Origin of the sequence: Bacillus sp. DNRA2, assembly GCF_012843265.1 — a bacterium.
Taxonomy (GTDB): domain Bacteria; phylum Bacillota; class Bacilli; order Bacillales; family Cytobacillaceae; genus Bacillus_BU.
The window spans coordinates 225,590-237,813 of the sequence record NZ_JABAIT010000002.1 but is presented as its reverse complement, the minus strand read 5'-3'; the positions used below and the strand labels follow the sequence as shown (position 1 = coordinate 237,813).

Here is a 12,224-nt window from a genome sequence, read left to right as displayed (position 1 = left end):
TGGCATTATCAATTTTCTAAAAGTTTAATGAGTTCTTGATTAGGCGTGGGATAAGTTTTCACGATATCTAAGGCGGTACCATGGTTTTCAGCTGGCTCCTTTAATGCGTAAACGTAGTTTCTATCTGCACCGTGCTCCAATAGCATTTTCACCATTTTAACAGTCTTTTCATCAAGTACGGAGTGTGCATATACTGCGCGAATAAGTGGCGTAGCAATTGTTTCACGATTGACATCTGCTCCTCTTTCTTCAATCAAAAATTCAGCAAGTGAAGTGTTTCCCATATAGGCAGCATTTGATAGTACTTTGTCTATGCTAGACTTTTGAGCTCCTTGTTCTTCTAAATACTTGTAAATGTCAACTATTCTTTGATTGTCGTTTTCGGTGTTATAGTTGAAGTTTCCACATTCAGCTACATAATCCAAATAGACACCTTTTCTCACATTTTCACCATTTGCAACTAGCAGTTTTACCAGATCTAAATCTTCTGGCTCATATCGATCTAAGGCTAGTCCTAACGGTGAATAAGTGTCTCTCACATTTGCAACAGCACCTTTGGCAACTAGCATTTTTGCTGTTTCATAATCTCCAATGTAGCAGGCTGCACTTAATGGTGTAAATGGTGCGGGCATATCAGAGTCTGGGTCTTCTTCAAATTCTGGACAATTAATCTGTTTGTTCTTCTTGATAAGCAGCGACACTTGATTATCATCCTTCTTTTGTATTGCACCAATCAATTCTCTGGCTAATTTATAGTCATTGTCGGTGTATTTTTTTGTTAAAGAGTGTGCGGATGTATATTCTTTATACTTAGCCCTTCCATTATCCCCTCTATCCCCCAAAAAATAGTTGCCTAACAAGAGGACTAATACTATCCCAACAATTATGGTCGATGCAAATATCGTTTTTCTTTTCATAGCTAATTTCCTCGCTTTAAGTAACCAAATGTAAAAAAACATCTTCTTTTTTGTACGAATATATTTAGTGTAAGCATTAACCGATATAATGCTGAATTAACCGGTAAATTGCGATGGAAAGGCCTAAAACACTCGCTTTCATTTTTGCTGGATGGTAACTTTTACTTCGAAACAAATGCAAGAAAACGACGATAAACCCTAAAGGAATCCATAGTTCAAAGACGCCATCTTTGGTGCTATGTGAATAAATTGCAGCTATGTAAGTACTAATCAGAAAGTATAAGAAAATCCTATAACGTCGTGTTTCTAACTGCTTGCTCCATCTAAACAACAGAATAAAGATAATAATAGCAATAATCGTAATATGCAAAGGGGGTAAAAACAGGGTACCGTTCCCAATTTTAAATTCCATTCGACATGCCCTCCTTTTTTTATAGTTTAACATCTAAACGTCAAATACTTTATAATTAAATCCCAAAAATTGCCTATATTTGTATGCTTTTTGGGCAATTTAAGTGTATCACGATTCCAGAAAATGAGAGGATGTTTAGTAAGTGGAGAAAAAGTTGTTAAACTTATTAGTCGCATTATGTGTAGTTTCTTTCCCGTTTTTATTTAAGGGAACAAAAATGAGAGAAAATCTTTTGATTTTTTTCTCAAAAGGGGTTATTGCCACCCTAATTGATGCTTATGTTGTTGGAACCAATAAACTTGAATATCCTGTGCGTCCATTACCTAAAATTTTTAAAACAAATATTATTTATGACATGTTATTTTTTCCGATTTTAAGTGTCATATGGGTAAAAATCTCGTATAATGATCACTTTGGAAAAATTTTATTAAAAAGTTTGATTTTTAGTGTTCCAATGAGTGTTGGGCAATGGATTATGGAAAAATACACCGGATTATTTAAATGGAAAAGGTGGTCAGCTTTTCATACATTTGCAAGTGTTAATTTCACTTTGTTTATTATCAGAGGGCTCGTTGGTTTATTAAAGATATTAGATAAGGTCAAAAGTAAGCAAATTAGAACTGAATATTAAAGGTTGATACTATGATGAAAACGAAAAAACTTGAAGCCATTCTCTGGAGTATTGCTTTTCCAGGCTTTGGTCAGCTGTTAAATGGTCACCATATCAAAGGAATTTTGTTTGTTATTTTAGAATTCACTATTAATGTGAACAGCTTTTTTAATCAGGCTATCATGTTTAGTTTCCTTGGAAAAATAAAAGAGGCTCATGCAGTAGTGGATTACCAATGGCTTATGTTTTATCCTTGTGTCTATTTGTTTGCAATGTATGATGCCTATAAATTTGCGGAAGGGGAAAATCCTCAGCTTTCTTTTGTACCATTTGCTTTTGGAGCTTATTTTGTAACAGTAGGTCTAATGTATTCTCAAAACAGCATTTTTGGTGTATCATTTGGCCCCATTTGGCTTCCAATGATGTCTCTTATTCCAGGAGTAGGAATTGGTTTTATTATTCGTCATATTTTAATAAAAACAGCCTCAAAACCTAATCATACGGAATAATATCAATGGTTGCTCAGGCAAACTTCTTTAATATGAAAGGGAAAATCGACATATATGGAGTGGAATATTCCAAAAAATATGAAATAAGAGGTGGTAGTTGACATAGAGTTTGATAAGTAATATTATTATCTCATATTCGAGATATCTTAATTAAAAATAATTTAAAGGTGGTGAATGAATGAACAGAAAATGTACAAATTTGCCCTTTCTGGTATTGATGCAAGCATCTAAAGGAATTCAGGAGAGTATGAGGTTAGAAATGTCAAAATATAACCTCAGTATTACAGAGTTTTCTGTTCTAGAAGTGCTTTATCTTAAAGGAAAACGAACCATACAACAAATTGGTCATAGTATCTTAATATCAAGCGGTTCTATGACATATGTTATTGATGGATTAGAAAAGAAAGGCCTGATTTATCGAAGTGCTTGTCCAGATGATCGAAGAGCGATACATGTTGCTTTAACAGATGATGGAAATAGCTTTATGGAGGATATTATGCCAAAACATCATCAATGGGTAGAGAATGTGTTTAGTTCTTTAAATCTCGAGGAGTCTGAAATATTCGTTAATCTTTTGAGTAAGGTAAGTCAAAATGTTAAGAAATGATTTTTTTTGAAATAATATCTCGAATTCGAGATAAAATAAATATCTTAGGAGGAAATAAAAAAATGATTAATCTTGGTTTATTAATTATTAGGTTGGTAATTGGTGTTTTATTTATTGGTCACGGAGCTCAAAAATTATTTGGTTCGTTTGGAGGATATGGTTTAAAAGGTACTGGCGGTTGGTTTGAATCTATTGGGATGAAACCAGGTATTACAATTGCTCTAATCGCAGGATTGACTGAACTTATTGGCGGGCTTTTATTTGCTTTAGGATTCCTAACACCTCTTGCCGGAATCATGATCGCTGGGACAATGGTAATTGCTATCGTTAAAGTGCATGGCCCAAACGGATTATGGACTACATCAAATGGATATGAGTATAACCTAACTTTACTTGCGGTATCAATTGGGTTAGCCTTAATCGGACCAGGTCAATATGCTTTGGATACTTTTTTATTCTAAATATCTCGAATTAAAAATTCTTCAATCAAGTGAAATATGAATGTTAAGATAAGGAAGAATTAAAAACGACTAAAAACAACATAAGGAAAGTAGGCTAATCGGTAAGTTTCCGATTAGCCATTTTAATATATTTTATCGCGGGACAATTCCGAAAATTGTGTATAACTTAAATGATTGAACGTTCATTCATTATTGTTTAGTTATTAAATATAGCTCTATAGAAAGTTTGAACCGTTTGTCCAAGTTACAGATTCGTCATGTCTATTCAGTGCAGGGACAGCAAATCGAGAATAGGGTGCAGTAGAAACGGACATAGGTTCCTCTATTTCTCGAAAAAGAGAATGTTAAGAGTCCAAACGGACATAGATGCCTTTATTTGCCGAAATATAGAGTAGTTTGTCATGGTTTTTAGCAAATAACGTACCTGATGTCCACATCAATCCTCAAAACAGTTGTTTTAAGTAAAATAACGAACTACATGTCCGTTCCAAGTAAACCTCCTAGTCCAAAAACTAGTAGATGTTTCCTGTATCTGATAGGTAAAATAATAATTAACGATATCATCAGAATACATACACAGAAAACCGCACAGAATTGTTCACTGTGCTGTGGTAAAGGAGATTACTAGTTTTGGAAGCAAAATGCATTATATTTTACGAATTTGGTAGTCCTAAAGAAGTGCTCAAAATTGAAAACAAAACAATTGAACCACCGAAAGATGATGAAGTCCTTGTCCGCATGCTGGCTCGCCCAATTAATCCTTCTGATTTAATCCCGATTAGAGGCTCATATGCACATCGAATTTCTTTGCCTAATATTCCGGGGTATGAAGGTGTTGGAATTGTTGATGCGGTTGGGTCTTTCGTTTCGAAAAATTTGATTGGTAAGCGGGTTCTGCCATTGCGTGGGGAAGGGACGTGGCAAGAATTCGTTAAAACAAAAGCGGAACATGCAGTGGTCGTACCTGATACAATCGATGATTTTACAGCTGCACAAATGTATATTAATCCCATTACTGCCTGGGTGGTTTGTACGGAGGTATTAAAAATTAGCCCGAATCAGGTTTTGTTAGTCAATGCGTGCGGGTCGGCAATCGGCCATATTTTTGCCCAACTAGCAAAGATTATCGGCTTTCGATTGATTGCTGTGACGAGAAACAACAAACATACTGCTGAATTACTTCAGCTTGGTGCTTCTGAGGTAATCGATACGTCTCAGTCTCCACTTCGCGAAACCGTTATGGAATTAACGAATGGAAAAGGGGCATATGCAGCGATTGATTCGATTGGCGGTTCTGACGGAAATGACTTGGCGTTTTGTGTGCACCCGAATGGAAATTTTATCACAATCGGTCTTTTATCAGGAAAACAGGTCAATTGGGCCGATATTGTAAAAATAGCAAAAGTGAATGCTAATATATTTCATTTGCGTCATTGGAACAAAACCGTAACAGCAGAGAAATGGCAAGGAACGTTTAAACATTTGATTTCACTGATTGAAGCTGGGAAGTTAAAAATGATGAAGGAAGATTCTCGTTACGATTTACTAGACGTGGGTAGTGCTGTTGAAGCTGTTGAATTTTCTAAAATAAGAAATGGAAAGGTGTTTCTAACAAGCTATTAGGTGAAAAAATTTGATGGAGCAGTACAAACGAGGATGGCTGGGATATGGTTTAATTTTTGTAAATGAAAATTCAGATATAAAGAAAACGGTGTACTATTTTTAGTACGCCTTTTTGTGTAAAATAAAGCTAGTAAATATTGTAAAAGGATATTTTTCCAGAAATATAATGAAATGAGATTTGTTTGATTAAAGGAGGAGAACACGGACTTGAATATCATACTTGGCTACTGGCTTGATTCTGCTACATACCCAGATGCGCTTAGGGAAAATGATGCAATCGTAGGTACCGTCATAACCGGTTTTACCGGATTAATCGGCATTTTAGAAACCCAGTTAGGATTAACTGCCCCTAAAGCTTCGGAAAACATCCGGATCGCTGAGTGGCAGGATTTGTTACGAAAACAAGATACTGGAAATCAGCCTTTCTCAAAATCCTTAGCAACAGACTCATGGAACACAACCAGAGAGTTACTTCACAAACGTGATGAGTTAGTGCTATCGGGCTGGAATCCGGCCGTTCATACTGCCGGAAGCAAATGGCTAGAGACGTTGGCACAAATAGAACTAGCTAATGTGAATAAAACATGGGGATTCCCAGATCACGTAAGGGCATTGCTTGCAAAACTGCATGACCAAATCAGTTTAGATATCGATACCATTTCAATCGTGGATGAAGATGAAACAATGTGGGACCCATGGTGTGTTCAATTAATCAATATTTTAAGAGACAAAGGTGTACAAATAGAGAAAAAACCGCTTCGAACAAACAGCATCGACGACCAAGCCGACGCTGCGACGGATCTTTCGATGTTGCAGGAGGTTCTCGCTGCTAAACAATCTAGCGGCAAAGCCCAAGGAGATGGAAGCTTACTGTTAGTTCGATCAGAGCAGGAATGGGATGCAGCTGATTATTTAATCAGCTTGCTTCAACATACATCAGCAGAAAACACCGTGATCATAAAGGGTGAGGGTGCGATGTTTCTTGACGAGCTGCTTCATCGACGCGGTGTTCCAGGAGCAGGCGTTGATACTTCTTCTAAATGGCGTGCGGTGCTTCAAGTTTTACCTCTTACAATCGATACATATTGGGAGCCGATAAGGGTGGACCGAATGATGGAGTTATTAACGATTCCAGCTTCCCCGGTCCCAGGGAAAATCCGCTTTCGGCTTGCTAGGGAGTTAGCAGCAAATCCAGGGATTGGCGGTCCGAAATGGCAACAGGCAATCGAGGACGGGATCCAGGACTATGAGGAAATGTGGGTCGAAGAAGGCTGCGATGCAACCGAAATAAAGAAACGTCGTAAGAATTTAAATGAGAAGCTGGACCTGTGGATTCGCCATGGATATTATAATCCGAACGTTGGAATTCCTTACGAAAAATTCGCCCAGATATGTCAAAAAGTAAGTCATTGGGCGGCAACGAATTATCATCAAAAAAATGACCTCATATACGTTAAGGCCACACAGGTTGCAAACGAAATCCTTGAGGGCGTTAAGTCGCTTGGTGTCAGCAATGTGACCCATCTACAAGTAGCGCGCATACTTGATTCCGTCTTGGGTGAAGGTGCGAAACTAGACAGCTACAAAGAAGAGGCAACAACTTGGCAAGTTATTGACCATCCCGGGCAAATTTGGGACAAAGTCGATACCATTCTTTGGTGGGGGTTTCATAAAAACATGGCGGGACCGAACATCCGCACCTGGACCCGAGCCGAACGTTCATGGTTAAAGGACCATGGTGTTTATTTATTGGAAGAAGACGTTCGCCGGCGGAGGGAAGCTGCAGCGTGGCAGCGTGCGGTGAGATTTGCTAATCGCAAGTTAATCCTGTTTGCGCCTGCAAAAGTAAAAGGGGAGGAAATTCCGCTACATCCATTATGGGACGAAATTCGCTACGCTGTGGCGCAAGATAACACTGCAGTAGAGAACATTAGCGTTGAGGCGTCAGATCTACGCAAACAACCGAGCATTCATTTGTTCGGTAATGTCTTTGAAAGGTCACCTTTACCAAGACGGATGATCCCAGAGCCGATCCGAACCTGGCGGATTCCAGAACAAGTGGTTCTGCCTCGGAAGGAAGAATCAGCGACTAGTTTTGAGGGGTTAATCAGCTGTCCGGTAAAGTGGACATTTAAATATGCTGCCAACGTAAAACCTGGCAATATTTTATCCACGCCAAACGAATCAGTCATGCTTGGAAATCTCGGACATGTCATTTTGGAAACGTTAATTACGGAAAAATCAAACTGGAACGAAGACGAGGCAAGAATTCGGGTCGGCGAATTATTTGATGGATTGACACCAATGCTTGCCGCACCGCTCTTGGAGCCGCAAAACGGAATTGTTCGAAACGAAACTCGCTACAAACTGCAAACATCGATTAGGCACTTTTTTAAAGTGTTGAACCGAGCCGGAATTAAGATTCAACATACCGAATTGGAAGTGCAAAAACCTTGGAATGAAGGAGTAGAATTCAAGGGTCGCTTAGACCTTGTTGGGGAAACCACCACAGGTAAAAAGATTCTCTTTGATGCGAAATGGTCAAAACGACCGGCGAATTATAAAGAACGTCTAGAGAAATTGTCCGTGCAATTATCACTTTACCATTGGTTATTAGCAGACCATGAAGATGAAGAGCTACCCGTTGCTTATTTTATGCTGAGAACTGGTCATTTCTACAGCGTTCCGCATGAGGAATTTCCATCGGACTACCATGTACAGGGGCCGTCGCTCATTGAAACACATCAAATCATAAAAAAATCAGTAGCTGACGTTTGGACACAACTGGCAAAGGGGACAGCGATTGCCCCAGGTGTGCCAGAAAAATCAACGCAAACTTCGGATGATATTGCAGAAGAGGAGCCATTTGTATCATTAATTGACCCTCCATGCAAATTTTGTGAATATCAGAATCTATGTGGGCTTAGGAGGGTGCAAGTATGACCGGAAAGTTAACCATGTTGAGTGCCGGAGCGGGAGCTGGAAAAACGTATCGCCTTTCCGGTGAGATATTAAAATCAATTCAAAATGGCGTGCCACCGGAAAATATTATGGCAACCACCTTTACGACAAAAGCTGCTGAAGAACTCATCGAACGTGTTCGGCTTAGATTGCTAGAATCAGGGGATGCCGAGGCAGCAGCCCGTATTTTGGACGGGTATGTCGGAACGATGAATAGCGTCTTTGGAAGACTTTTACGAGAATTCGCCCTTGAAATGGGCTTGTCACCGGTGCAAAAAGTGTTGGCCGATACCGAAGCTTCCGCTTTGTTTCATGCGATTGCCGATGAAGTGATTATGAAATTTTACCGAGATTATCGCGAAGTATTCCTTCGGCTCGGATTGGACAATTTAGATGAAAACAATAACTGGCGGAAGAAAGTACTGCAAGTGCTAGAGCTTGCTCGTGAGAATGGAATGAGTCCAGCTGAAGTGCAGGCATGTGCCGAATTCTCATGGGATAATATGACAAAATGGCTGCCTGAAGCTTTACCAAATCCAGACCAACTAGATGAAACATTAAGATCTGCTTTACAGGTGGCAAAATCTGAACTGCCTGGTGCTGATACAACTAAAACGACAGCAAAAGCGATGGAAGTGTTAGACGAAGTAATTCGAGAATGGGACCGAAACGGCGTTCTCACCTGGCAGCAATGGGCGAAGCTAAGCAAGCTTGCCCCTGCCAAAAAAAGCATGGATGCCGTTTCCCCGATTCATGCCGCTGCATCAGTTCATGACCGACACCCAAGGTTACATGAGGATATGAAAAACGCCATGTTTGCTGTATTCCATTGTGCATCGGAGGCTATGGAACTTTACGCGGAGGAAAAAAGGAAGCGTGGCTTAATCGACTTTACCGACCAAGAGGCATTGGCGCTTAAGTTGCTGAAGGATCAACAAAATCGAGAAGTGCTTATCGATCGGATTTCGGCAGTGTTTATCGATGAATTCCAAGATTCAAGTCCTTTGCAGATTGCTTTAAACATGCAGCTTCGCGAAATCGCTGAAAGTGCCACGTGGGTTGGGGATGTCAAGCAGGCAATCTATGGTTTTAGGGGAACGGATCCGGAATTGATGCAAACGGCTATGACTAGTATCGATGATTTAGATATTGAAATTTTAGATGCTTCTTATCGTTCGCGTAAGTCGTTGGTTGATTTTGTTAACGCGATTTTTGTTCCGGTTTTTGAAGCAAGAGGAATGGCGGCGGAACGGACTGCACTCGATCCAATGCGGGAGGATAAGCCCGAACAAGCGCTAGCGGTCGAAACCTGGTTCTACCCTCATTCAAAGAATGTAAAAACTGACGCAGCTCATATTGCTCTTGGTGTGAAGAAGGTATTGAGTCAAACAGACCACTACCAAATTATTGATAAAATAACCCGAGAGCTTCGTTCACTTAAAGGAGGCGACGTCGCCATTCTCTGCAGGTCAAATGATGAATGCGTTAGAATTGCCGAAGCACTCTCAAATCTAGGAATTCCTGCAACAGTTGGCGAAAGTGGTTTATTAGATACGCCAGAAGTTGTTTTCGCGGTCGCAGCGATTAGATACCTGGTGGATCCTCGGGATACGCTGGCGTTGGCGGAATTAATCCATTTTTCATCTGCTGAATGGGGTGAAGGACGCTGGCTCTCTGATTGGCTTGATGCCGAGAAGCGAGTAAACATTATTGAAACTGAGCCAGTCATCCATGATTTGGACAAGGCCCGTGCAAAAATTGTTCAAATGAGCCCGAGTGAAGTGGTGGACATGGCGCTTGTTGTATCAAGTGCAGATGAAATCGCCTTAAGCTGGGGACAGCAGGAACAGCGACTTGCGAACTTAGATGCGCTTCGCAAATTGGCAATCAAATATGAAGATGTTGCCGGTACGAATGGAAACGCTGCAACAACGACTGGTTTTATTTTATTCTTAAGTAATGATGTGAAAAGGGATAAAGAATTAAATTTGGTAGCAGAATCCACCAATGACAATGCGGTTCGAGTCTTGACCTACCACAAGGCAAAAGGGTTAGAGTGGCCGTTTGTTATTTTAAATTCTTTAGACAAATCTTCAGACCGAGGCAATTTACCTGTATTTGACCAAGTAACCGCAGTCAGTACGCAAGGCTTTAATGTAGAGGATCCGCTCTACGGACGCCGCCTTTATTATTGGCCTTGGCCATATGGAAAGCAAGCAACCAAGGTAGGACTCGATACCCATGTCCTAGATGCACCTGAGCTCAAGCACAGGCAACGCCAGCTTTTAGACGAAAATCAACGGCTCATGTACGTAGGTATGACGCGAGCTAGGGATTATCTTGTTTTCACAGCAAGGGATTTTTCAAAAGTGGGCTGGCTGAGTGAATTGACGGATGATATGGGCATACCTGTTATTGGAAATCTTGGTGCTGCCGGTGAAGTAGAAGGGGAGTTTCCACCAGATAATCAAACTGGAAAAATAGTGGTGAAGGGAAACAGTTTTCATTGCAAAGTCAGATTGCTTTCTGTTGAGGCTGATTCAGAACTAACCAATCCGAGTTCATCTGAGGAAGAACCTGTTTATGTGGGGAAATCAATTGAAGCAGTACCGTTTGTTCCGGCGAGATTTAACCCGAGTGGGATCAAGAATGATCAAACTGTGGTGGATAGTAGCAGCGAAGTATCGGAAGTGTTTGATGATGTTTCAAGAATTCATCGCATTGGCACACGTCTTCCACTAACAGGCAATCCGGAAATGGCCTTGCTTGGGGATATGGTACATGCATTTTTAGCTGCCGATGACCGAACAAAGCCGAAACAAGAGAGACTGGCACTGGCACAAGCGATCAGTGACCGTCATGGTATATATGCTTTAACAACAGAGTCGATGCTTGAGGCTTCCGACCGGTTACAGCAGTTTATTTTTGAACAGTATCCCGATTTAATTTCGAAACATTCCGAGTGGCCGATCCATATTCGGAAAGGTTTACAGAAGGCGTCAGGCTGGATTGATTTATTGCTTGAAACGCCGAGTGGCTGGGTGATCATTGACCATAAATCGTTCCCAGGTAAAGAAGCCGATTGGCTGTCTAAGAGTATGAGTTACCTGCCGCAGCTCCGGATATACGCTGAGGCACTGACTGTCGCTACAGGCCGGCCAGTTTGTGAAGCATGGATTCATATGCCTGTCGTCGGAGCGATGATTCATTTTGCTAGTGATGAATTATAGAGGGAATTGCCTGTCTGCCAAGTGTTGCTTGGCATGCAGGCTATTTTTTTGTATGGTTTTGAAAAAATGGGAACGATAACGCGAGTATCGTGCCCAAAAATTCGTAGATTCGCTATATTTCATTGCCGGTTTTCATTGAAAGTGTTGCGTAGACCCACTCTAGGATACATTTCGTTGGCTGTTTTGATTGGCAGAGTTGCATAGACTTGCTCTAGGATACATTTCGTTGGCTGTTTTGATTGAAAGTGTTGCGTAGACCCGCTCTAGGATACATTTCATTGGAGGTTTTCGTTGAAAGTGTTGCGTAGACCCGCTCTAGGATACATTTTATTGGCGATTTTGATTGAAAGTGTTGCATAGATTTGCTCTATGATACATTTCATTAGCAGTTTTCGTTGAAAGTGTTGCATAGACCCGCTTTATGATACATTTCATTGGCAGTTTCGATGTAAAGTGCTGCGTAGATTTGCCTTAGTTTCGAAAAATGGGCACGATAGCGGGAGAATTGTTGCCGAAAATTTGTGATTTCGGAAAAACGGGAACGATAGGTCGGGTATCGTGCCCGAAAATTCGTAGATTCGAAAAAAAGGGAACGATAACGCAAGAATCGTGCCCAAAAATTCGTAGATTTGAAAAAAAGGGAACGATAACGCAAGAATCGTGCCCAAAAATTCGTAGATTCGAAAAAAAGGGAACGATAACGCGGGTATCGTGCCCAAAAATTCGTAGATTTGAAAAAAAGGGAACGATAACGCAAGAATCGTGCCCAAAAATTTGTAATTTCGAAAAAATGGGCACGATAGTAGGAGAATCGTGCCCAAAAATTCATAGATTCGAAAGAATGGGAACGATAACGCATGAATCATCTCTCATCTCCGCTCCAACGTCCTCATC

The 12,224-nt window shown here is 40.6% G+C and carries 9 protein-coding genes; 7 read left to right on the top strand and 2 right to left on the bottom strand.

All coding sequences use genetic code 11. The annotated features are described in order from the left end of the window. Window positions 1-8 precede the first annotated feature (8 nt). Window positions 9-917, bottom strand: coding sequence for an ankyrin repeat domain-containing protein (locus HHO41_RS03565; protein ID WP_169095525.1), 909 nt, complete (start codon window positions 915-917; stop codon window positions 9-11). Between the two features lie 76 nt (window positions 918-993). After that, a complete protein-coding gene (locus tag HHO41_RS03560; protein WP_169095523.1) occupies window positions 994-1,329 on the bottom strand; it encodes a hypothetical protein in 336 nt (111 codons plus the stop codon). A 142-nt stretch (window positions 1,330-1,471) separates the two neighbouring features. On the opposite strand from HHO41_RS03560, the gene HHO41_RS03555 reads away from it, so the two are divergent. The 7 genes from HHO41_RS03555 to HHO41_RS03525 all read left to right on the top strand — a co-directional run bounded on the left by HHO41_RS03555 (window position 1,472) and on the right by HHO41_RS03525 (window position 11,330). Further along, the gene (locus HHO41_RS03555; protein ID WP_169095521.1) at window positions 1,472-1,960 is read left to right on the top strand and encodes a CBO0543 family protein; all 489 of its coding nucleotides are present in this window, start codon (window positions 1,472-1,474) and stop codon (window positions 1,958-1,960) included. A gap of 11 nt (window positions 1,961-1,971) precedes the next feature. Next, a complete protein-coding gene (locus HHO41_RS03550; protein WP_169095519.1) occupies window positions 1,972-2,448 on the top strand; it encodes a hypothetical protein in 477 nt (158 codons plus the stop codon). A 178-nt stretch (window positions 2,449-2,626) separates the two neighbouring features. Further along, on the top strand, window positions 2,627-3,055 hold the full coding sequence (locus HHO41_RS03545; protein WP_169095517.1) for a MarR family winged helix-turn-helix transcriptional regulator: 429 nt from the start codon (window positions 2,627-2,629) through the stop codon (window positions 3,053-3,055). A gap of 62 nt (window positions 3,056-3,117) precedes the next feature. Beyond that, window positions 3,118-3,516, top strand: coding sequence for a DoxX family protein (locus tag HHO41_RS03540; RefSeq protein WP_169095515.1), 399 nt, complete (start codon window positions 3,118-3,120; stop codon window positions 3,514-3,516). A 630-nt stretch (window positions 3,517-4,146) separates the two neighbouring features. Next, the gene (locus HHO41_RS03535; RefSeq protein ID WP_169095513.1) at window positions 4,147-5,139 is read left to right on the top strand and encodes a zinc-dependent alcohol dehydrogenase family protein; all 993 of its coding nucleotides are present in this window, start codon (window positions 4,147-4,149) and stop codon (window positions 5,137-5,139) included. A 207-nt stretch (window positions 5,140-5,346) separates the two neighbouring features. Beyond that, window positions 5,347-8,082: a PD-(D/E)XK nuclease family protein gene (locus tag HHO41_RS03530; RefSeq protein WP_169095511.1), complete on the top strand. Its 2,736-nt coding sequence runs from the start codon at window positions 5,347-5,349 to the stop codon at window positions 8,080-8,082. Then, on the top strand, window positions 8,079-11,330 hold the full coding sequence (locus tag HHO41_RS03525) for a UvrD-helicase domain-containing protein (RefSeq protein WP_169095508.1): 3,252 nt from the start codon (window positions 8,079-8,081) through the stop codon (window positions 11,328-11,330). Before HHO41_RS03530 ends, HHO41_RS03525 begins: the two co-directional genes overlap by 4 nt. Window positions 11,331-12,224 lie beyond the last annotated feature (894 nt).

Bases quoted from the DNA above. Each gene is read 5' to 3' on its own strand.
- HHO41_RS03565 (WP_169095525.1), bottom strand. From the start codon at position 917: ATGAAAAGAAAAACGATATTTGCATCGACCATAATTGTTGGGATAGTA.
- HHO41_RS03560 (WP_169095523.1), bottom strand. From the start codon at position 1,329: ATGGAATTTAAAATTGGGAACGGTACCCTGTTTTTACCCCCTTTGCAT.
- HHO41_RS03550 (WP_169095519.1), top strand. From the start codon at position 1,972: ATGATGAAAACGAAAAAACTTGAAGCCATTCTCTGGAGTATTGCTTTT.
- HHO41_RS03545 (WP_169095517.1), top strand. From the start codon at position 2,627: ATGAACAGAAAATGTACAAATTTGCCCTTTCTGGTATTGATGCAAGCA.
- HHO41_RS03540 (WP_169095515.1), top strand. From the start codon at position 3,118: ATGATTAATCTTGGTTTATTAATTATTAGGTTGGTAATTGGTGTTTTA.
- HHO41_RS03525 (WP_169095508.1), top strand. From the start codon at position 8,079: ATGACCGGAAAGTTAACCATGTTGAGTGCCGGAGCGGGAGCTGGAAAA.